Genomic DNA, 23,816 nt, shown 5'->3' on the forward strand with positions numbered 1-23,816 from the left:
CGATAGCGATTATTCCATTTATAAGCCTTATCCATTACAGCTGAGCGAAGAGGTTCCATCGTTTGCGACGCGGTTACCTGGTGGCCAAAGAGAGCTGATGAGATCACTTCGGCAAGCTGCTTGTTTCCCTCTGCGGTCAGATGCACACCGTTGATTGTCAGTGGTGTGCTCGACTCCTTAAACAGTTGCAAAGAAGGATGGAACAGGTCAACATATGCGACCCCTGCTTTCCGGGCGGCAGCGGCGGTTGCCTTGGTATAGGCGGCGAGCTGAATGTTGTGGGCCTTGCCATCAGGCACGTTTTTGCTGCCTGTGTCTTCATGTGCAATAGGACTGAATAAGACAATTCGTGGGAATGTTTTTCCGTTCGCTTTGGAACCACGCGTTTTTTTGACGAAATCGATCAGCGTTTTTTGATATTCGCCCGCCTGCTTTACCCCTTGAAAGGATTCGTTGTAGCCAAAGAACGCGAATACGACGTCTGCCTTCACATGCCGAAGAACCTCGGTCACTGTGGCTGCGCCTTTGCTGCGTGGGAACGAATTGGGACGATCACCGCTCGCGCTCAGATTGCGAATTCGCACCTGCTTATCTTGCAATTCACTCTGCAACAGCGTTTCCAGCCATCCGTCGTGCTGCATTCGATCGGGAAGTCCATTGCCGAGAATGGCTACGACATCACCCTTGTGAAAGGCAAACGGGATGGGATCACGATAGTTAGCCGGAACGTCAACGAGTGTCGGGTCAGGGGCCTGACTGTGTGACTTCGAACCGACGGACTTCGAAGTCGACTTATAAGGGACCCCGGGCTTTCCGTTGAAGGTTAGATAATTCTGCTTTCCCCGCTGCTTAACATCAATCTCCATAACAAAGGGAGCGGCCACTTTTGTCAGCCGGAACACCTCTTTGCGATTCGCATCCAACAGCGTCAGCGTGAAATCTTCCAAGCGGCCCTCAAATCCTGTGCGGTTCCAGATACCCACTTTTTCGATATCGACGGCCTTACCAAGATCGACTTCCCACCAGGGATTCTTTGTTCCCGCATTGGCGGTATGGGTCTGCCCGCCTTTGTTCCAATCCGGGCTTTTATTGCCATCCAGGGCCTTAGCTGCGACTCCTGAACCATTGGTGCTCGACTGTGTGGCCTTGCCTTCCTTCGCGATATTTTTTCCACCGCTGATCACTTCGACTTCCGCTAATGTAAGAATACGCTTACCACCCGGGAGTTCGATACGAACGAAACGTGCAGGCTTACCTGTCACGAGTGAAGCTGTTGCTTTCTTACCTGCTTTTTTCTTTGATCCGTTATTCTTCGTTGTGGATTTCTTACGATTCTTATTTTTTTCTGCTGGCTTTTTTGTGTTGTTGTTCGCAGGGATCTGACTTTTGAATCCTGCATACATTTCCGGCTTGATACCGCGCGCGTAAGTTCCATTGCCAAATGTATTGGGTTTGAACGGCCCTAAGAAGGCCACGTTGGCATTCGGCTTGATCGCGTCTTCCATTCCCAGTGTCCAGAAACATCCGTTGACCATCATCCGACGGTAGCCCTCATTCAAGAGGTCTTCAGGCGTCCCATAGAGCGAAGTGAAAACGCGTGCCTTCTTTCCTGATTTGGATGTATACGACCGCGTCCATTCCGAGGGCATGGGCGGCTTGGTTTTGTCGGCAGGAGAATCCTGCTTCATGCCATCAAGAGGTTGAGCCATCGTCAATATTTCGCCATCGGTGGGCTTGCCGACATAACCGCCCGCCTGCACCCAGATCTCTTTCACACCACGTAAGATTGGATGTGATTTCTTGTCATCGACGATTGTAATGCGCGTACTCTGCTGATGATTTCTACCGTAGTGACCCACCCATGTTTGCCCCAACACCTGATGACCAAAGCCGAGTTCGTAATCCTTGTCTTTGCTGTTATAGGAATATTCCGAGAACGGAGCTGTGGCAGGCATATTGAATGCGTGCGTTGCGGTACGCAATCCCACCACCGGACCACCGCGTTTGAGGTAAGCATCAAAATGCTGCATCTGTTCTTTGGGGAAATTCTGGAATCGCAGAAACACAACGGCGAGATCCGCATCCTTGAGCAGTTCGATGCCCGGCATGTTTGAATTGCCCGCAACGATTTCGCCGGTATCCTTGTCGATATTAAATAGCACGGTGCATTTGAAGCCGTGATGTTTTGCCAGAATTCGTGCCAGTGCGGGCAACGATTCCTCAGACCGATATTCATGATCGCCTGCGAGGAAAACAATATGTTTTCCCTTGCCAACTCCATCAGTACCTTCGTAGACCAAAGGCGCTGCCTGGGCAAAATCTGCAACGATGATTGATAAGCAAAAAGAAAAAGCCCAAAAAGCGGAATTCACTGAAGGGCCTGCAATGATGCGGTAGAGATATTTCATTGTTCGCGCGTAATCCATAAAAAGAGCCAGGAGCATCTGGATGTAAAATTATTGGGACTCCCAGTTTAATTGTGTACCGGGGCAGAAGAAAGGGTTTCACTTCCCATCTGTAGTAAAAAGAAGACGATTACGACGAGAAAGGCTTCCTGCAACACATCAACTACTGCTCTTTCGTTCCGTTTTGACAGGCGATAAAGCAGGAAATCTACGACCGTTGCTTCATCCCAATAGCTTTAGACCCGTCATTGTTCCGGTGCTTGTGCCAAACGTATCGGTTTCCATACCCAATCGCTGGAGCATCGAAACGAACAGATTCGGTAGCGGGTAATTGTTTTTGCGGTCGAAAGCCAGGTGCTGCCCATGTTGGAACCCACCACCTGCAAGCAGGATAGGCATATTTTTTGTGTCGTGGCTGCTGGCATTACCCAAATTCGAACCGAACAGCACACTCGTTGAATCGAGCAGCGTGCCTTCCACTTCCGAGGTTTCATTAAGTTTCTTCAGAAAACCGTGGAACTCTTGAATCAACGCGGATTCGACCATCTTCAACTGCGCAAGTTTTTCAGGATCTTTTCCATGATGAGAAAGATTATGATAATCGATGTTCACGCCGGGAATGACAGGAACGGCATTCATGCCGGCTATGTTATATGTGACGAATCGCGTTGAATCCGTTTCGAGCGCAAGGTGCATGACGTCGTACATCAATCGCATGCGTTCCACAATTTTTTTATTGTCTGTTTCATCGCGTGGAGGTTTCGCCTTTACTTGCGGTTTCGTTTTTTTTTCCCACGCTTCTGCTTTAGCAAGACGACGTTCGGCCTCGCGCACTGCTTCGAAATACTGGTCCAGCTTTTGACGATCGCGTCCGCTTAAAGTACGTTCCATGCGTTTTGTTTTGTCCATCACGGCATCCAGAACGCTTTGACCATCTTGTAGTCGTTGCATCTGCTGCGCTTGCTCATTTGCGTTGCCTGCTAGAAATAACTTTCGAAAGACGAACGAAGGTCTTGTCAATGTCGGAATCTCAACACCGCTGCGAGACCACGAGAGTCCCGGACCGGAACTACTTAATGACAGCGACGCAAAACGAGTTTCACTTCCGAATTCTGCGGCTGCAATTTGATCCAGAGAAATGGTGTTACGAAATCCCGCGCTATTAGGATGTGGTGCACACGTCAGGTACGACTTGTACGATGCGTGACCACCGCCGACTTCCGGATGCGATGTTCCGGAAATGACCGTGAGTTGATCTCGATAATCAGCGAGCAATTTGAGGTAAGTGGGCAATTCATACTTACGACCGGTTTGTTCCGGAATCATATTGGGGGCATGCAGGCCCAATCCAATATTGATGGCAACGATGCGACGCCGTTGCGAATTGGCTTCCTTAGCTGACACCATCGATTCAAGGAACGGCAAAGCGAATGCCACGCCGCAGCCACGAAGGAATTTTCTGCGATGTATTTCTGTCATGGTTTTTGAAATCCGGGACTGAGAACGATGGCATGTATGAGTGAACGGAAGCCATAATTCTGTTGACGTGTTTGACGCACAATCTCTTCAACGGCTGGCCGATCAGAAAATCCGATCTTACGCCCTATTGCATAGGTCAAGAGCTTTCCCGCGAGGTTTCTTGTCAGCTGATCGGGCTTTGCCGCGAGAATTTTTCTGAAATCGCGAATGTTTTGAATTGGTTGTCCGTCGGGCATTTGACCCGAAGCGTCCACAGGTTGCCCAATCCGGTACTTCACCCAGGCATACGTAAAGGGAGCCTGCTGGAGCCCCGAATGTTTGCCGGCTTGTGCCATCGTGCGATATTCATCGCGAAATCCACCAATCGGATCGAAACATTCCAGAGCAAATCCGGGTGGATCGATTATCCGATGGCAGGCGGCACACGATTCGATGTCACGATGCCTGGCAAGCTGCTCTCGAATTGTTGTGGCGCCACGGATGTCTGGTTCAATCGAACCAACATTGTCGGGTGGTGGCGATGTCGGCTGCCCTAGAATGTTTTCCAGAATCCAGGCGCCGCGGAGAACAGGAGACGTATATGTGCCGTTGGCAGTGACTTTCAGAATACTCGCATGGGTTAAGAGTCCCCCTCGTGGGCTGTCTGCAGGAAGATGGACTTTGCGAAACTTCTGCCCTTCAACCCCAGCGATACCATAGTGACTGGCGAGTCGACCATTCAAAAAAGTGAATTCCGAATCTACGAAATTCACGAGACTCAGATTCTTTTCCAAAATCTCTTCAAAGAATAACTCCGTCTCCTGCACCATAGAAATTCTGAGTAGTTCGTCAAATTCAGGATAGAGATTGGCATCCGGTTCGGTAAAGTTGATGTCGCGCAGGTCTAGCCATTGCCCCGCAAAGTTCTTCGTAAAGGCTGACGCTTTGGGAGACTTCAGCATGCGCTCTACCTGCTCACGAAGTACTGCTGATTGCTGCAAAGAACCTTTATTGGCAAGAGACATCAATTCTTCGTCGGGCATAGAACTCCATAGAAAGTAGGACAGGCGCGCAGCAAGCGCGTGCTGGCTGATTTGTGCTGAACCAGGTTCATTCAGAAAGAGAAAATCGGGTGAGCAAAGAATCGCTTTCAGACTCACTCGCAAGGAGGATTCGAAGGAACGACCACTTGCAGCTGAACGGGTAAAGAGTTTCAGATATGTCTCCAATTCCGCTGACTGGACAGGTCGTCTAAACGCAAGTGGCAGCACTCTGCTTAGAATCTCCGCCACGTCCTTTGCATCCGCGGTTTTCACGTTGATATTGCCTAACAAGCGATTTTTCCCCGGCGGTGGCCAGGCATCGATGGGGCCTTCGATCATAATATCGCCAATTTCAATTCCCGGTTCCGGATAGGTATTGGCGTCTTTTCGTGTATCGCGCGTACCGTAACATTTAGGTTGAAACGTTCCATTGGGTTCCACAAGTCGATCTGTGAATTCAATGGTCGTCCATTTGTTGGGGGGAATATCATAGTAGCCAACCAGATGGCGTTCCCTGCGGTTCACAATCGTATCACCGCCATAAATACGCAATGTGACCGGCTTTTCGCTTTGTATCGCTCGAACACGCATCGTGCCGCGATAGGTTCCAGCGGGAACACGCAGACGCGCGAAGTTCACCAGATTCGTGGGACAATAACCCGACTGGAAAATCACCAGTCCCTGATCCGTGCGACGAAACATCTTTCCGATGTGATTGTCAAGTTGTGGACGGCCCTTCCAGTCAACCTGCTTCAACAGATTGGTCTCATGCCTGATGAATTTCGGTTTGATGCTTGTTCCAAAGACAGAATCAAGAACCTGATCGGCTGCCTCCAGGTAGGCGGTCATCGCTTCCGCGGAAACAGCAAGTCCTTCGCCGACTGTGTCAAAACCATTGGTTGACGAATCTTCGGGCAACCCGTTCACTGTAGTGTCTGTATGAAAAATGTCCCGGACCGTGTTTTGATATTCATGTCGATTCAATCGTCGCAGGACAACATCGTTCCGATTCGCTTCCGCCTTTTTAATGGAAACGGCCAAAGTCTTTAAAAATTCTGCAGATTGATCGGCATTTGGCCTCGCTTCACTCGAGGGAGGCATCTCGCCTGACACAACTCGATCATGAATCAGCACCCACCGCCGCGCTATTTCTTCATTGGAAAGATCAAAGCCCAGCGTTTCCAAATTCAAGCCGCCGTCCGGTTCGTCTCCGCTGTGACAGCTGAAACATTTTGATTCAGTGAATGTGGAAAGTGTGGACGGAGTTTTGCTGTGTGACACACTTGTGATGTGCAATATGACCGAAAACAGGGAAATGACAAATGGTAGAAACTTCATCAGAGACAAACCTGCCTGCTGAGGACACTCGAAATTTTATAGATCAAATACAATGATTGTTCCTGTACCACACGGAATTCGATTTTAATAATGCGACGATCCCAGTCACTATTGACGTGCTCCATGAGGCGTGCCTTTCACCTTCAACTTATCATCCACCTTGACCCATTTCGCACCCACGATCTTGCCGTCATGTTCGTTGCCGGATGAGTCTTTCAGTACATCCCCTTGGGCCTCATCGAAGTGGTACAGAGCCATTGTGTGCTTATCGGCTTCAAAGCGTCTGGCGGGGGTGAAGTCTTTGGTGTAGCGGGCGGTGTTGGAGATGCGAACTTCGTCGATGGAACCTTTGAAAAAATGCGATATTTTTTGATCAGATAGATAATTATTGATCGCACCCAGAACTATTTTATTGCCACGCTTATGTAACGGAGCGACTAAAGGATTCCCGAATCCGCTTCGCTTGCCATCGGCAAAAAAACGTACTAGTTTACCATCCCATGCGACTGCAAAATGCACAAAGCGTTTGGGAATTGTTTTAACGGGAGCAAAAGGGATTATCGACGATGGGGCTTCTTCAGACTTAGTCCATAAACGCCAAAGCCCTCGACCATCATCAAAACGAGGACAAAAGAGTCGGACAGTATTATTGACATCAATCGCATCTCCCCTGACTTTGTTTGGCTCTGGAATCCGACATAACATTTCAACGGTGAACTGATCCGTCTCTTTCTGCGAAGGTAAATCAAAGTCGGCGACAATCGCATAGTCATCCTTCCCATCGAATTGCAACGCATAGTTCTCTCTCGGCTTTGGAGGGGACGATAGTGGGACATTGAATGTTGTTGAATTTTTCGACTTGGCGGGAATTGTTCCCTCGTCCCAAGTAATCTCACACTTAGGTAGGGCGTTGTGCAGTTTCGTCACTGCGATCTTATCAATAACTGTGTTTTGAACATTTAAGTACTTAAGGTTGAGCTTTGCCAGATGAGAAACGCTATTCGATGTGATTGCTGTACGCTTTACATTGAGATTTCTCAGGGATTGTAGATTTTTGATTGACTTGATCGTTCCGTCAGAAATTCCTGTTTCCTGCAAACTCAAGCTGTCAAGATATTTTAACAGAATAAGATGCTCTGCAATTTTATCATCAATCTTTGAGTTGCGGTTGAGTACGAGTGTAAACAAAGGCAAGCCTGCCAAATACTTAATTCCTTTGGCAGATACCGATGTCCCTGACAGGTCTAAGCTGAATGTCTTATCTGTATTCAAGAGATTCCATGCTGATGCAATTTGAATCAATTGTTCGTCTCCAAATTGCTCAAGGTCTTTAAATAAAATCGAAGGCCCTGAAACGAGATCTGACGAAATGTCTGATTGTGGGGTGATTTCAACATGCAGCTGTTTCGTGTCATCCCAAAGCCTAACCTTTCCACCCAGTTTCCAAACAACTTTAAAGAAGTTCAAAAAATCGTCATCAACCACCTGCAACTCATCATTCACCTGCACCCATTTGGCACCCACGATCTTGCCGTGGTGTCCGTTGCCGGAAGAGTCTTTCAGGACATCGCCTTTGGCTTCGTCGAAGTGGTAGAGAGCCATAGTATGCTTGTCGGGTACAAAGCGTTTGGTGGGGGTGAAGTCTTTCTCATAGCGGGCGATGTTGGAAATGCGTACTTCGTCGATGATGCCTTTGAAAAAACGTTTGTAATTCAGCTTGGCAGACAGATCGTGACCTGCACCGATTCCCGTCGGTTGCTTTAATCGAATCACGTCTTTTGGCAATGCTATCTTTTCGGTTGATTTCGATGTTGATCCGTTTTGAGTTTTATAGAGCAGGGGTTTCTGTTTTTTTCCGTTGATATAAATCTCCTGCACTCCATCCGAAAACAAGAGTGCTATATGGTACATCCTTCCCTCAGTCAGTGGAGTGTGGCTTCCTGATCCATAAGCAATTGCATTTTTTTCATCTCCCGCATAAATGGCAGTATTAACATTATTTCCATTCAGACTAACCGAGAAAGGAAATGAGGAAACACAATAACTTACAGAATCAGAACTGTTAGGCAGGTCTGGAGTCATCCAAAATTCAATGGTGAATTGACCAGTTTTTTGCTCCAAATATGTTTCACCAGTTAATGACTTAATTTCAACAAAGGAAGATTCACCATTGAATTGAAGTGCATGGTTTACTGAGGGGTGTTGTTTAGTTCCAAAATCGCTTTCAATCTTGCAGTTCGGCAGGGCTTTTTGGAGGTTGGCGATGCCTTGGAGGGTGACTTTGGTTCCTGAAAGTTTGAGAGTTACCAGATTCGTCATACTGTGAAGGTGTTTCAGTCCGGCATCGGAGATGGGCGTTAAATCAAGCCCCAAATCTTGGAGATTCTTCAAGTCTTTGAGATGCTCAAGACCAGAGTCGGTGATCTTGCAGCCTGTAATATCCAAATCTTTGAGGCTCTTCAATTTGGCTAATTCTCTAAGTCCGGCATCCCTGATGCCGGTACCTCCTAGCTTTAGAGACTGAAGTTTCTTCATCCCCATCAGGTGCTTCAGTCCGTTGTCTGTTATTTGTGTAAAGTAAAGGTAAATTGTTTCGAGGTTTGTCAAACCAGCCAAATGCTCAATGCCACTATCGTCGATTTGTCGTGAGGATATTTTTAATTCAGTAAGCTGTTTCATGTCCTTGAGGGATTCTAAGCCGGAATTTGTAATCGGCACTTCACCAATCATAAGAACTGACAGCGATTTCATATCTTTGAGGTAACCGACTCCCTGATCGGTGATTTTCGTCTTGTTCAGAATAAGGTAGCCTAACTCGATGTCCTTGAGATACCGAATGCCCGTATCGGTTATTAAGGTGTCTGCAAGGTTTACTCTGGTAAGTTTTTTTAATTCAGCCAAGCGTTTCAGATCGTCGTCTTTCACGCTCGTCTTATCTAAACTTACCGCTGTGATTACAAGCGGTTCGGTCGGAAACTGTTCGATCTTAGTGATACTCTTACCGCTGATATTAACCTCACCACCAATACCAATCACCCACTCGGCAACCTCACGGTCAGTCATGGGTGTGTTGCTTGTCGTGGATGGCTTTATCACCTGCAACTCAGAATCCAGCGTCACCCACTTGGCACCGACAATTTTGCCATCATGTCCGTTGCCGGAAGCGTCTTTCAGCACGTCGCCACTGCCTTCATCAAAGTGATACAAGGCCATTGTGTTTTTGTCCGTTTCAAAGCGTTTGGTGGGGGTGAAGTCTTTGGTGTATCGGGCAATATTTGAGATGCGAACTTCGTCGATGATGCCGTGGAAGAATGAAGGGGCATTTGCATTTATATCTACACATCCAAGATGTCCGCCTTCAGTAACACCAGAAACCGTATGAAGTTCCCCCCTGTAATCTTGAGAAATACTCTTGCCAGCGTTGTCACGGATCTTGACTAAGCTGTTTTGATTGACTCCGTTTGCGAAAAATTGTAGCGATTTCCCGTCGTAGACACATGCTACATGAATTGGGGTGCGGGGGACTGCTGCAATTTTCGAGTAGCAGGCTGCTTGAAAATGTTCGTCTCCCCGTTCATGGGATGTCATAAACGCTAGATGCCCACTGCTAAGCGTGTCGATTTCTGCCTTTCCCATGCCGTGCATTTGATAAAAGCACTTTTTGGGTCCTTTATGGGGAACCGTTTCTGGGTTAACAATTCCTTCAATCGTAAATGGTTGACCAGCCTCGTATTTGATACCAGGCAATTTAACGTAGTTCGTCTTTCCATCAAACTCCAAGGCATAGTTGCCTTTTTCTGAGGGGGGTGGTTTATTCCCGAAATCGCTTTCAATCTTGCAGTTCGGCAGGGCTTTTTGGAGGTTGGCGATGCCTTGGGGGGTAACTTTGGTCTGTCGGAGATCAAGAGTCTCCAGTTTCGACAGGCCTGTCAGGTGTTGCAGGCCCACATCGCTGATCGATGTTGTTTCAAGAGTCAATCTTTGGAGATTTTTTAAGTCCTTGAGATGCTCAAGACCAGAATTGGTAATGGTGGTATGGCCAGCATTTAAATTTGTCATGTTTGGCATATTTTTGATGTAACCAAGTCCCTTATCAGTAATTTTCGTATCATTCAAATTGAGGTAGAACAATTTGGTTTGCTTAATATCCTTCAGATATTGAAGCCCTGCATCACTGATGTGGGTAAATGCAAGATTCAAACCCCCTAAAAATTTCAATCCAGCCAAGCGTTTGAGATCGTGGTCTTTCACCTTCGGACCACTTAATACTACACTTGTGATCTGCAACGGCTCAGTTGGCAACTGTTCGATTTTGCTGAATTCTTTTTTGGGAATTGCAACACTTCCTCCCAGCCCAATTACCCACTCGGCAACCTCTCTGTCCGTCATGGGCTTTTCGCTTATCGTGGCTGGCTTAACCACCTGCAATTCATCATCGACCTGCACCCACTTGGCATCGACGATCTTGCCATCATGTCCGTTGCCGGAAGAGTCTTTCAACACATCGCCGCTGCCTTCATCAAAGTGGTAAAGAGCCAGCGTGTTTTTGTCGTTTTCAAAGTGGTTCTTGGGAGTGAAGTCTTTCGTGTAACGGACGATGTTGGAAAAACGTACTTCATCGGTGGAGCCTTTGAAATACGGAATATTTGCAGACCAATTTCCAATGGTAATGAACTGATCTGTATGAATTTCTGATCCTTTGGAATTCAGTTCTCCTTTTTTGTGACCATTCACATAAATTTGTGCAACATTTCCCTTGTAAGTGAATGCGATATTGGTTCTTTTCCCTGATTCGACCTTAGAACGGCTTTGCAGCAGTCGTAATTGACGATTACCATTATTCGTAACAAGCGCAGACCATTGTTTTTCATTTCTCCCAATCGTATTAAGACCGATAATAAAGCCCATCAAACTGGTTCCATTTGAAATATACACTAGCGGTGGAAGACAATCCTCATCAATGGTGACCCATGCTTCGACTGTCAAGTCGCCTGCTGTTTCATGTTTCAGAGGTAAAATCACACGATCGGAACTGGTTTGGAACCGTAATGCATATTGCGATTTTGCTGGTGGTACCGACTTAACCACAGCCAACGGCTCCAAGCGAACCTTGATCGTCTCTTTACCACCCGCTTTCACTGTGAACTGCTTTGTGAATGTTTCGAAGCCGCCTTTGGTCACTTGTAATGTATGTGTTTTTTCATCAGCCACCACTTCAATCGGTTCTGTACCTTCACCCGTCTTGATGGTGATTTTCTGCTGGTCATCAACTGAAACCACTGCACCCGCCAACTCAGGCTGGTCGATCTCCAGAATGATTGTGCCTGCGGCCGTGTCTACTTTAAGTACGATACCAGCCAGTAAAATGAGCGAAGCCAACACAGTGCCCACAGCAATCCAGCCCCGTTTCCCGATGGACTTCTTTCTCTTTGGTAACGGTTTAAAGGTCGTGCCGCCCAGCGTGTTATTCAGAAAGTCAGAAGCCGGAGTCTCTTGTGTATCATCAACCAGCGGTTTCTCCGCCGTCATGGCAACAGTTGGACTTGATGCCATTTTTTGGTTTTGCAAGAATTCCGCTAGAGCCACGTCTGAGGGTTCTGACGAAATGGTAGAGGAGGACGAAATGGTAGGGGAGGACGAAGCTGATTTCAGTCCGCCGCAGGCTTGAATTGCACTGATGACTTCACTCATGGACTGAAATCGGTCTTCCGGTTTCTTGGCTACCATCTTCTGAAACACGGCATCCACATCTTGAGAAATGAGGATGTGCTTGCCTGTCAGTGACGGAATGGGATCGTTCTGGTGAGCCATGATTCGGTTGACCATCGTACTTCCACGGTAAACCGATTCCCCGGTAAGCAAGTAATGTAGCGAACACCCCAAACTGTAGATGTCGGAACGGGCATCGGCGGTGTGCGTGTCTTTCGCTTGTTCCGGTGCCATGTAATCGACGGTGCCCATCACTGAGCCATCTTGTGTTAACTGTGTGGCCGGGATCTCGTGGGCTTCGTCTTCGATCCGGGCCAACCCCATGTCCAGAATTTTGATAGTACCTTCTTTGTCGAGCAGCATATTGGCGGGTTTGATGTCACGGTGAATGACACCTTTGTTGTGGGCGAACTTCAAACCCTTCGCCGCTTGCAGAATATAATCGACGGCGAGATCAACCTTAAGCACACCTTTTTTTTTCACAACCGCTGAAAGATCAATGCCTTCCACATACTCCATCACAAAGTAATGGACGCCTTTTGCTTCATCGGCGTCATAAGCGGCAACGATGTTTGGATGGGTCAGCTTGGCGGCTGCTTGAACTTCACGCTGGAAGCGTTGGATCGATTGTGTATCTTTAGTCATCGCAGCGGGCAGAGTTTTGAGAGCCACTTGCCTTTTCATACGACGGTGCTCAGCCAGATAGACATCGCCCATTCCGCCGGCCCCGATCTTATCCAGAATGAGATAGTTGCCCAGCAGCAGTTGCTTTCCTTTGCCCTGAAAAACGAACTTGGCTTGAAGCCTGGTGACTTTTTTGTGTTTCACAAGCAGCTTGGCTAAATCTTCGGCCGTCTTGGAGGCTTCGCCCTGCGTCTCTTGAAACGTAGCGGTATCAGCCGCGGAAAAGATACCGCTTTCATCAAGCTGAGCCACAAATTCTTCTAGTGTGATCGCCATAAACTCTGATGGACTAAAGTATTAAGTACATATTTAGGAAGGCTAATTACTGTAACCAAAAACCATACTCAATGCAAGAAATGAAACATTGACGCAACGATGAATTGTAACCTTAAAGCGCGGTCAGCCACGCTTTATTACAAACCAACTGCGTCTATTAAAAAGAGACTCTGGCTTGTGCAGCACAAGGAGTGCAAAGTTTATTCGTTAAAGGGTTTAACGCAGGCTAAACTCAATCGATCTACCGTGATTTGGAAGATATTGAAAGCCGTGAACTCTTCATAACCTGCAAAACCGTATTACTCAGTTTTCAGTGTTGCTGATTCGACCAGAATCAAAGAAAAATGCTTCGCCAGCGCCTATAGACTCAGATTATGATTTATTTCTTGTATAGTGGCTCAATTTCGCAATTTTCAGACCGCTCTTAATATTAATTTATGATCACGAATTTCAATTTTGGAATGACAATGAACGAAATTTTACAATCAAAAAATAATCGTTCTCGCAATTTGATGATTGTCATTTTATTACTGTTCACGGCGATGACAGCGGCACGTTTAAATAAACTCTATTCCTTCGTCCCAGATAGTGCCGACTATGTATTGATGGCTCGAGGGCTCGTTAACAATCTTAATTATCGCCAAATCGATTTCCCCGGGGAACCCTATTTCACAGTACGTCCTCCCGGGCTCTCAATGTTACTCACCCCGGCTGCGATCATCTCTCCCTATAATGCGATCTTTGCCAAGCTCACTGTGATGCTTACCGCGATCATGATGCTTGTTCTACAGTATGTACTGATGCGTCGTCTGGAACATGATGAAAATGATTTACAACCAGACCGCAAGAGTTCCATTGCCTGGCCGATTTTGTTTGTCATTCTCCTGATTGCTACTAACCCGCATATTGTCTTTTTCTCAACCATCATTATGAGTGAAATTCCTTTTATGGCCTTTAGCCTGGCAATCATCTATCTAATTTCCCTTGATGAAGAACGGATTAGCAAACGAAACCTGATTCTACTTACGGGTTTATTAATGTTTCTGCCATTGATTCGTAACGTTGGTATTGCGTTAATTTTGGCAATCGGAATCTGGTCCATTACCAAAAGAAAACGCTGGCCTTATCTGATCTCTGTGTTCTGCTCCTCTGCTACAATCATTCTCTGGATGCTACGAAATCATTTTCTCAAATCAGATTTTTCCACTTCGTCGACGATAACCGTTATCAAAAGCAATGGAGTCGGTGGAACATTACTTTCGATGTTGAATCGATCTTTGAATTATTTTGAAAGCGTTTGTCAAAGTATTATTCCTGACACACCGGGAGTGATCCCAACTTATGAACGATATCTTCTTGATGGAAATCATGTGCTCCCCGGCCCGCAACTCATCTATTATTCTATCAGTATTTTCGTCATCGCTATTTCTGTTTACGGGATGCTGAAATGCTGGGAAAGGGGGGGAGCTCTCAGCTTACTCTATATATCAATCACATTTGGAATCCTTTCCTTATGGCCCTGGATACAACCGCGCTACATCCTTCCGCTGATTCCGATCATCCTCGCGTTTTTACCAATTGGATTCATCTCCCTTGGAAAACGACTGGCGTCAAAAAGGCGAAGGACTGCAAATATTTTTGCTGGAATTATTATCCTGTCTGGCATTTCATTGGTTTACTCACAAGTAAAAACTGATTACAGCATGATCTATGCAAATCAGCAATTCATTTCTAAAGATGAAGAGTTTTACCAAACGCATTTTCCGTCCAGTCACTTTAGTAATTTTGTCGAAGCAGGGCATTGGATCAAGCAGCACACTTCAAAAAACGCCAGAATACTCACCAGTCGTCCGGAAGTTGCCACCACTGCTAATCGTTTTCAAAAACAAATTTATTTTGAGAAAACAAACCCTGAAAAATTGCATGAATTGATTCAATCATTCAAGGCCAAATATCTAGTTAGCTATGATCAAATTGCAGGAGCTGTGTTTCCAAGTCACTTGCTTGACAATGATCTTATCTATCGTCTGACTCCCGTTTATCAAAAGTTGGGAGTCATCGTTATCGAAATACAACCAAACTATGAAGGCACGATCCGACACCAATACTGGCAGGAAAATGAGTCAATGGATCTCGCCAGGCAGAAATACGAAAAGTTTCCCCATCGGCTTTCGTCTCAGATAGGTTATCTTAAACAGTTACTGGCAGCAGAGAAATATGTGGAATCCATTGAATTCGTCCTCGCACGACCGGAAGTCAGTGATGTCACACTCGTAACTTATCTAGGCTGGGCTTATATAGGTAATCGACAATACCAAGAGGCGCTTGAGGAGTTTTCGAGAGCCACTCGATTGCCTGGGCAGGCATCATTTAGTCAATTAATTCGAAGAGGAGGAAGACTTTCTCAGAAAAAACTGGCTAACAAAAACACCCCGGATCAAGAAGATCAATCAGATCATCAGTTGCGGTTGGCAAACGAATATTGGAAATTAGCAAATTTCAAAAAGACTCATGAACTCACGCTAAAAGTACTAAAATCAGGCAAAGCAAGCCAAAACGAAATTGAACAGGCGCGTGTTTTGCTAGCTCGTCTGCACTTACTCAATGGGGACAAGAAAAAGGCCGCTGATGAATTAGATCATATCCAGTCAGCAACGAATACCGAAGCCATGACTTTGCGTGAGATGCTCAATTTGGAAAATTCACTGAACTCAATCCTAACAAAAAGTAACGTGATTCAGAAGGAAAACTCGCTACGCTTAAAACCGAAGCCCCGTGCGTCAATTTTGAAATTGGTCTCGATATACGAATCGCAAGAAGTGCCAGGAAAGGCGCTCAAGCTATTGATACAGGCCCACGAGCTCGCGCCTGATGACGGGCAAATATTAAACTTGCTGGCAAAATATCAACTCTTCTACAATCTGATACCAGAAGCTGAAGCAAGTTATCTGAAGCTCATGGAAACAATGCCCGATGATCAAAACATCAAGGCGGCATTGGTAAAAATCGAAGAACTAAAAAAAGTCCCCCATTTCTGAGAAGCATAGTGAGGGCATGTCAGAATCAAGTAAAGAGAGCCGCCGAGGAGAGTCGAACTCCTGACCTACGCATTACGAATGCGTCGCTCTGCCAACTGAGCTACGGCGGCTTTGATTTCATGTCATACTCTATGATTCAACAATCAACCCGCAGGTTCACTCGATTGAAATCTGCTTGAGATGACTCAGAGCATCTCTGCTGAGATCTACTCTGGCGGTAGCATACCCCTTTTTTCTGTCTTTCGAAAGGATACTGTCCCCATTTCGTGTCTGAAAATCTGATTTCTCAGGTGAATTTGACTATGGAAACAGGGATGAAAAAACGTGATTGACGGATGAAACTTGAGCCTTCGCTCTTCTTCCTCATTTATTCTGTTCAGGCTAGAGTCCTCAGAACAGTCGCCTTTTATGCTTGCTGAAAGGTCGGTGTTTCGCCACAATCGAGGGAGAACTTTTCCTACCCTGATATTCCAGCCGGAGACAACCCCATGCAAAAACTGGCAAAAGCCTGCCTGATGATTGTTTCAATTCTAGTATGCTGCCCTGCCCTGTATGCGGCAGTGCCACCTCTTGATTTCAAAGGGGTCACCGAACAGCATATTATGATCCCTATGCGGGATGGAGTTGAACTGTCTTCCTATATTTATATTCCTGATGGGAAAGGTCCGTGGCCTGTCCTGATGGAACAGCGGTATGCTGGTCTCACTGCGAAAGGCACGCGAACGTCTTTTGCAGAAATGGCGTCACACGGTTATGTGGTATGTGGCGTCAACTTCCGGGGTTCACAAAAATCAGAAGGGACCTGGGTTGGTTATCGGGATCTGCAGTGGGGAGAAAAGCGGGACGGCTATGACGTGGTTGAGTGGCTGGCTAAACAACCCTGGTCGAACGGAAAGATTGGTACTTTTGGTAGTTCGCAGGCAGGTTATGCTCAAAACTATCTGGCGATCACACAGCCGCCACATCTGGTTTGTCAGTTTATGATTGATACCGGATTGAGTTTGTATCATGAAGGTTATTTTATTGGCGGGGCAGCGAAACCTGAAAGATTCAAAGGCATGTCTGCCGTCTGTCGTGTGCCAGCTCATAATGATGCCTTGATGAAAGAGTGGTTTTCGCATCCTGATTATGATGATTACTGGAAGGCGGAAGATTGCACACTCCATTTTGACAAGATGAATGTGCCCTGCTTTACCGTAGGAAGCTGGTATGACTATATGTGTGTCGGTTCTGTGCAAAGTTTTATCGGACGCCAATACAAAGGTGGCCCGAATTCGCGCGGGCAACAGAAATTGTATGTGGGTCCCTGGTTACATGGTCGCTTTAATAAGGTCAATAAAGTCGGCGAGATGCTTTACCCTGACAACGCTAATTTTGACATGATGGCAGAAATGATTCGCTGGTTCGACCATCATCTCAAAGGCGTCGATAATGGAATCGATCAAGATCCAGACGTGCGTTATTATGCCATGGGGGCCGTTGGCGAGAGTGGCGCTCCCGGAAATGAATGGCGTGCGGTGAAAGACTGGCCTTTGAAGACGACAGAGACATCCTACTATCTACAGCCGAAAGGAAAACTGTCACTGGCGAAGCCTGTAGAAACAGGCTCTTTCAGTCAGATCATCGCCGACCCATTGAACCCGGCAAAGATTCTGGGACGCGGTTTTCCCGGAGCCCGCGATGCACGCGTGGTGGAACAACAGGAAAACGTCCTGACGTTTTCGACGGGGCCCCTGGCTGAAGCTGTCGAGTGGACTGGCAATGTCAAAGCCGAACTGTTGGTCTCCTCTTCTGCAAAAGATTCGGATTTTATAGTACGCGTGACCGACGTTTACCCCGATGGTCGTTCGATTTTAATCATCGATATGATTCGACGTGGCCGTTATCGTGATGGATTTGAACAACAGAAATTCATGGAACCCGGTAAAGTTTACAAGGTGGCCTTTAACGTAGGCTGGCTGAGTCAGGTATTTAATAAGGGTCATGAAATTCGCGTCACGGTGACTTCTACTGGAGCTCCTTTTTACGAGCCTAATCCGAATACCGGAGAACCGATCACGATTGAATTTCCTGATAAAGTCGTCGTGGCAAAAAACAAAATACATCACAGCCCGAAACATGCGTCACGTATCCTGGCCCCGATCAATCCTTAAAGGAATTACCACGAATAGAACAAAAACCATACAATTTAATATTCACTCGATACGAGGAACATCATGCATCAAAATAGAACAGATCGCCGGCAGTTTATTGCAGGAACCGTAGGCGCTGTAGTGGCACTGAGTGTTGGTCAGTCAGCACAATCGGCAGACTCGAAACCCAAACAGGAATACTACGAGCTGCGTACCTATCGAATTGCCGATGCTGATAAACAGAAGATCGTCAGCAATTACCTGGAAAATGCATTACTACCCGCTTTAAAACGTGTGGGCATTACTCGTGTGGGAGTCTTCAAGGAGACGGAAAGCAAAGGCGATCATTCTCTGTATGTTCTTATTCCCTACACGTCGCTGGATCAATTTTCAAGTTTGAATGATGTACTGGAAAAGGACGCAGACTATCATAATGCGGCTGAAACCTATTTTTCACAACCGAATAAATCGCCCGCTTATAGCCGGATTGAAAGCCGACTGATGAAGGCTTTTCAGGGAATGCCTGTTTTGGAAACTCCCCAGGGTAAAGCCCCTCATCTATTCGAATTGCGGACCTATGAGAGCTCTAATGAGAAGCTGGCCCGCTTGAAAGTGGACATGTTCAATCAGGGAGAAATCGACATCATGCGCGATGTCAAACTGGGACCTGTCTTTTTTGGTGAGATGCTAGTGGGGGATGACGTGCCCAATTTGACCTATATGCTTTCTGCCCCGAACAAGATTGCCCACGAAAAACATTGGGACGGTTTTCGAGCTCACCCTGAATGGGATCGCATGAAAAAAATGGATAAATACAAGGGAACCGTCTCCAAAATCAGAAACTGGTACCTTGAACCTTTGTCCTTTTCTGGAATTCAATAGTTCTTTCGAATCAATACAGGGGAAAGCCTGCTCTCATAAACTAACTGGCAGGATCTGAGAATTTGACAGATTTATTGAACAAACTCTAAAATTCTATGCGACAAGCCGCGCGCGCAGATAAGATAGACAATTTAACGTAAGTTGTTTGTTTTTAACACGATATGACAATAGTCAAAACTTATTATCGGTTACTCCATGTTAAAGGCTGACGGGGAGGCATCTCGAATCTATAAGGAAACTGGAATTATCCCTAAAGGATGTTAGATTCTGATGCTGATTCCGTCTATTCTAGTGCATGTGAGTTAGTCGAGTTTTGTTAATCTGGCTAAAGTAAGCAGAGCCATTAACACTCTCCAATAGACTGAGATTATTCCTCTTCAAGCGTATTGGAATTTGCATGCCGAACAAGCAGGCCCATGAGTGGTCGGCGGAAATTGAGGCGGTATATTTACGAGAAGGTCGAGAAATTTGGGCGTTACTTTATGCTCAATGCTCCGATTCAGATCGTGCATATGACGCACTCCAGGAAGCGTTCGTACGTTTACAAAATCAAGAAGTTAAATCTATAAGAAATATCCGGGCCTGGGTTTTGACTGTCGCTCAAAATTGGTTGCGTGATGTTGCCCGTCGGCAAAATCATGCAGCACGGTCTGCAGATTTTTTAGATAATATTGTAGGTCAGAATTCAGATCCGTTAGATGATCTGAATAAAAAAGAGAGAAACAGTCAAATTCGGCAATCACTTCGACAACTTCGAGATGAGGATCGTGAGGTTCTTGTCCTTCGTTATGCACTAGGATGGTCGTCTAAACGAATGTCAATTGCTCTTGATACTTCGACGTCTGCAATTGACATGAGGCTTTCTCGTGCGAGAAAGCGTCTTTGTGAAGAGTTGCAAAAAGTGGGGATAGATCATGAAACCGTTTGACACTTCAGGAATGCTCGAAAATGATGATGAGCTGGAGAGTGTTTTGCGCGATTATTTCCAGCAGGAAATGCCTCTGGAGTTACTTGAAATTCCTGAAGTCACAGATGAAGAGTATGAAAAGCGATTTATGCAGATGCCCCGTTCGGATGTCACTGCTTCTGATCGTTTCGAAAAGAGGCAGCATCCACAATTCAAAGTAGGTCTATTGATGTTAGGTCTCTGTGTCTGTCTGATGATTGGATTTTCTGTCAGCCGTTTTTTACAAACAGATCATGTGCCTGTCGTTAACAATTCCATAAATCAACTGAAACCAAACCAACCGACAGAAAACGCCCCGGTTTCTTCGGATTCTAGAAATTTGGAATCTGCAGAGTCAGTGGCTGTTGTCAATCACGGTGACACAACCCTGGATATGTCTGATCAGAAAAACGTACATGAGTCAATTGATCTTACCCTGTATAACACTGAGCATGGTCCAATTGAACAGAGAACAGAAATTTCCTGGACGAATATTACTTTTCAAAATCACAAAACGGGAACCAATATGGAAATGTCAATGCCGGAATTAACGATTGACTTTGTCCCCGTTAGTAAAGCCAGACTTTCCTTAATCAATGAAGAAAACGGAAACGAACAGTAGAATCCAAGTTAGTTTTATTTAGAGCACTTTTGCGATTAGCGGATAAGCAGGAATATATAATTCGGGCCACAAAAAGTTATTTCTGATTCCAGAGTTTTTGAATTCAGGAATCTATGGAGTCTCTTTTTGTCTCATTTCCAAGGCACTACAATGAAGAAACAATCTCCATGGCTCATCATATGCGGAGTGATATTCTCCGTTTTGACAGTTCAGCAATCATTCGCTGATGATCTTCCTCTGGAAGCGCGGAAACCCGGGCAAAAAAATTCTAAACCCGCCGCTTCCTCTCAACTGAAAATGATGCCCGCAAACAAGGCTATCATCCAAAATGCCCGCGGTAAATTTCGGGTCACCACTCGTGCGACCGGCGAAACCGACCAGCGAAATTTTGTAGGTATTGTTACCGAACCTGTTCCTGCCGCGTTGGCAGCGCAATTGAATGGTATGATGAAGTCAGGACAGGGCGTTGGTGTTAAGGTCGTGTTACCTGATACTCCCGCCCATAAAGCTGGATTTAAAACCTATGATGTTCTGACTACATTCAATGGTAAAGCGATCACTTCCTCAGATATTCTACGTAAGTATGTGATAGAGTCTGGCAAAAACAGTCAGGTAAAATTTGGCGTGATTCGCGCTTCGAAACACCAGATCATTGAAGTCACTCTCATCCAAAAGCTTTATCGACATTTTAAATATTCGGTAACTCCGCTGGGTAAAAACGGAGTTCCTTCAGTCATTGCGAATAAGCAACCTGCAACAACTCCGATTGATCCAAATGACCGTATTGCAACTCGTTCAAGTAAGTCTGATCCTGTTGACCGAGATCTGTCACTGGGATTTAGCCATGCTCCCGTGACCACCACTCATAATCTGAGCCTGCTGTTTATTGGTCGTGTAAAGGGTGGCTACATTGTTGAGGTCAATTATCAAGACGCGCATGATCGATTGCAAACACATCAATTTAAAGGCAATGCGAATGAGATTCGTGAGCAGGTCACTGATATGCCAAAACATGTGCAGATGATGATCAACGAACGATTGAAAGATTTAAAAATGGCGCTGCGAGGCAAAGCCACTTTTCGACTTCAATTGAAGGGACACATGCAGGGAAATGCCCGATTTATTCGAGTATTTTTAAGCCGCGCCACAAAAGATAAAACGGTAAGAATGGTAGAGTTGGACCATCACCTGGGTAAACGTCCGGCATTGAATATGAGCCAGATTATGGGAAATCAAATCTTCTCAAATGAGCTCACTAAACTGAACCCCACTATTCAGGAACAAATCCGGGTTAACTTACAACGAATTCGCATTCCCACCGCGCAAGTGAGGGTGGATAACCCAATTTAGTTCTGTTTCTAAATTCCGTTTGAAATAATCAAAAAAGCAGCCTTTTCCTATTGAGAAAATGCTGCTTTTCTTTTTGCACCCCTCATTGTGAATCAGGCTTATAGAAAACCGCGGCGTCTCTGGTTGCTGTAGCGTTGCAGGGAATCTTCAATAATGGGAAAGGCCGCTTCCGCTGACTGGAATTCTTCCACTTCGACCGTTTTGCCTTCCAGCATTTTATAATCCTGAAAAAATCGTCGCAGCATCGCAAGACGATGTGGGGGGAGTTCTGCCGCTTCCGTAAAAGGATTGTATTCCGGATCATTTACGGCAACAGCCAGAATTTTATGGTCAGGTTTACCACTATCGATCATTGTCATCACGCCGATGGCTCGTGCCTCAACGATGGTGAGAGGATCCACGGGTTCCTGACAGAGTACCAATACGTCGAGCGGGTCGTCGTCTTCTGCCAGAGTCTGAGGAATAAATCCATAGTTAGCCGGATAATGAACCGCCGAATAAAGCATTCGGTCGAGTCTTAAGAGACCCGTTGTTTTATCCAATTCATATTTCACTTTGGAAAAAGTGGGAATTTCAATCACGGCTGTGAAATTACGAGGTAAATTTTCCCCGGGAGTCACATCATGCCAACAGTGAGTCACAAATACTCTCCTGAATCAATAGCTTGATAGGATAGAAAACTGGCTGATACCGAACACCATCAGCTAATTTACTTTGAATAATTCCACTTTAAAGTTCAGCGTGGCATTCCCTGGAATCACGGGCGGAGCACCAGTTGCACCATAACCCAGATCCGGTGGGATCTTCAGTTCGATTTCTCCGCCTTCACCAATCAACTGCAAACCCTCGGTCCAGCCTTTGATGACGTTTCCCAAAGGAAAGGAAATGGTTTCCCCACGTTTGTAAGAACTATCAAAAACGGTTCCATCTTCGAGCGTGCCTTCATAATGCACGGTCACACTATCCTGAGCACCTGGTTTTGCATCGCTGCCCGCACGGACAATTCGATACTTTAATCCTGAGGGTGTTGTTGAGTAGCCTGGTTCGCTTTCGTCAGTCACTTGAGTATCCATTTCTTCTTGAGTTTTCTTAACAGGGCGTGATATCGAATCTGTGACAGCAGGTTCGGCCTGTTTTCCCTGTTGTAAAGAGTTCCCACAACCTGAAATTGTCAGGCAGATGAGACTACAATAAATTAAAAACGGAATTTTTTTCATTCTTATATTACCTTCTTTTCAGGCAAACTATTATACTTGCAACCCTATCTACAGGAGCGGCCCTGACCGATAACATAACTTATAGGCCTTCGGGTTGCACTATCAGAGAGTCTTACTTTTCACGACTTCAGAAAAAGAATGAACCATTTGGCTGATTATTTATTTACTTTTTCCCCTGCTTCAGAAATAGCCTGAACCTCATGCGAATACATGGGGTCTGAGCAGTGCTGAAAAAGACTGCTTCTATCAATCTACCAAGTCTTATATGAAAAACTCTGGAAATGACAGATCTTGTCCACATACGTTCCGCAAAACATGATGATATCAGCAGGCTGGCTGAGTTTATTGTCCCTTTTGTGGAGCAGGAAAAAATTCTACCTCGCACCTCTGATGAGTTAGATGAGCTTGTGGAAACAGGATTTGTCGCGATTGAAGGAAACGACAAAATCGTCGGTTTTGCTTCACTGGAGATCTACTCGCGAAAAATGGCGGAAATTCGGAGCCTGGTCGTGGCGGAAGATCGACAGGGAACAGGCATCGGCAAGAAACTGGTTACCGCTTGCGTCGAGAGGGCTCGTCAAAGAAATATTTTGGAAGTGATGGTCATTACTTCCTCAGACGACTTTTTTCAAAGCTGCGGTTTTGATTTTACATTGCCGGGAGAGAAAAAGGCGCTCTTCATTCAACCTCATCTGAATGAAAAATCTTAAACGCTC

The 23,816-nt window shown here is 45.9% G+C and carries 13 protein-coding genes and 1 tRNA gene; 7 read left to right on the forward strand and 7 right to left on the reverse strand.

The genetic code is table 11. The features are described 5' to 3' along the window. The 4 genes from Q0668_RS16405 to Q0668_RS16420 form a co-directional block, all read right to left on the reverse strand. Positions 1–2,408 (reverse strand): GDSL-type esterase/lipase family protein (locus Q0668_RS16405; RefSeq protein ID WP_298866581.1); only part of this gene is annotated, 2,408 nt, incomplete at its 3' end. 219 nt (positions 2,409–2,627) lie between these two features. Next, complete coding sequence (locus Q0668_RS16410; RefSeq protein ID WP_298866583.1) at positions 2,628–3,884, reverse strand: DUF1552 domain-containing protein; 1,257 nt, start codon at positions 3,882–3,884, stop codon at positions 2,628–2,630. Beyond that, positions 3,881–6,244 carry a DUF1592 domain-containing protein gene (locus Q0668_RS16415; RefSeq protein ID WP_298866585.1) on the reverse strand — a complete coding sequence of 788 codons (2,364 nt, stop codon included), beginning with the start codon at positions 6,242–6,244 and terminating at the stop codon, positions 3,881–3,883. The genes Q0668_RS16410 and Q0668_RS16415 overlap by 4 nt, the downstream gene beginning before the upstream one ends. Positions 6,245–6,352: 108 nt before the next feature. Further along, positions 6,353–12,913 (reverse strand): LamG-like jellyroll fold domain-containing protein, encoded by a 6,561-nt coding sequence (locus tag Q0668_RS16420; RefSeq protein ID WP_298866587.1) that lies wholly within the window; start codon positions 12,911–12,913, stop codon positions 6,353–6,355. A gap of 467 nt (positions 12,914–13,380) precedes the next feature. Here Q0668_RS16420 and Q0668_RS16425 point away from each other — a divergent pair, with 467 nt between their 5' ends. After that, on the forward strand, positions 13,381–15,951 hold the full coding sequence (locus tag Q0668_RS16425) for a hypothetical protein (protein WP_298866589.1): 2,571 nt from the start codon (positions 13,381–13,383) through the stop codon (positions 15,949–15,951). 37 nt (positions 15,952–15,988) lie between these two features. On the opposite strand, the gene Q0668_RS16430 is transcribed toward Q0668_RS16425, so the two are convergent. Next, positions 15,989–16,061: transfer RNA gene (locus tag Q0668_RS16430), tRNA-Thr, on the reverse strand. Between the two features lie 378 nt (positions 16,062–16,439). On the opposite strand from Q0668_RS16430, the gene Q0668_RS16435 reads away from it, so the two are divergent. The 5 genes from Q0668_RS16435 (at position 16,440) to Q0668_RS16455 (ending at position 21,883) form a co-directional block, all read left to right on the forward strand. Then, the gene (locus tag Q0668_RS16435) at positions 16,440–18,104 is read left to right on the forward strand and encodes a CocE/NonD family hydrolase (protein WP_298866591.1); all 1,665 of its coding nucleotides are present in this window, start codon (positions 16,440–16,442) and stop codon (positions 18,102–18,104) included. A gap of 63 nt (positions 18,105–18,167) precedes the next feature. Then, on the forward strand, positions 18,168–18,965 hold the full coding sequence (locus Q0668_RS16440; protein ID WP_298866593.1) for an NIPSNAP family protein: 798 nt from the start codon (positions 18,168–18,170) through the stop codon (positions 18,963–18,965). 397 nt (positions 18,966–19,362) lie between these two features. Next, positions 19,363–19,893, forward strand: a complete 531-nt coding sequence (locus Q0668_RS16445) for a sigma-70 family RNA polymerase sigma factor (protein ID WP_298866595.1) — start codon at positions 19,363–19,365, stop codon at positions 19,891–19,893. Then, positions 19,880–20,533 (forward strand): hypothetical protein, encoded by a 654-nt coding sequence (locus Q0668_RS16450; RefSeq protein WP_298866597.1) that lies wholly within the window; start codon positions 19,880–19,882, stop codon positions 20,531–20,533. Before Q0668_RS16445 ends, Q0668_RS16450 begins: the two co-directional genes overlap by 14 nt. A gap of 150 nt (positions 20,534–20,683) precedes the next feature. Further along, a complete protein-coding gene (locus tag Q0668_RS16455) occupies positions 20,684–21,883 on the forward strand; it encodes a PDZ domain-containing protein (protein ID WP_298866599.1) in 1,200 nt (399 codons plus the stop codon). A 98-nt stretch (positions 21,884–21,981) separates the two neighbouring features. Here Q0668_RS16455 and Q0668_RS16460 read toward each other — a convergent pair whose 3' ends face one another. Both Q0668_RS16460 and Q0668_RS16465 read right to left on the reverse strand, forming a co-directional pair. Then, complete coding sequence (locus Q0668_RS16460; RefSeq protein WP_298866601.1) at positions 21,982–22,524, reverse strand: inorganic diphosphatase; 543 nt, start codon at positions 22,522–22,524, stop codon at positions 21,982–21,984. Between the two features lie 63 nt (positions 22,525–22,587). Further along, on the reverse strand, positions 22,588–23,100 hold the full coding sequence (locus Q0668_RS16465) for an FKBP-type peptidyl-prolyl cis-trans isomerase (protein ID WP_298866603.1): 513 nt from the start codon (positions 23,098–23,100) through the stop codon (positions 22,588–22,590). A gap of 281 nt (positions 23,101–23,381) precedes the next feature. Here Q0668_RS16465 and Q0668_RS16470 point away from each other — a divergent pair, with 281 nt between their 5' ends. Further along, complete coding sequence (locus Q0668_RS16470; protein ID WP_298866604.1) at positions 23,382–23,810, forward strand: GNAT family N-acetyltransferase; 429 nt, start codon at positions 23,382–23,384, stop codon at positions 23,808–23,810. The last annotated feature ends 6 nt before the right edge of the window (positions 23,811–23,816 follow it).

It is taken from the genome of uncultured Gimesia sp. (assembly GCF_937910335.1).
In the GTDB taxonomy this organism is placed as follows: domain Bacteria; phylum Planctomycetota; class Planctomycetia; order Planctomycetales; family Planctomycetaceae; genus Gimesia.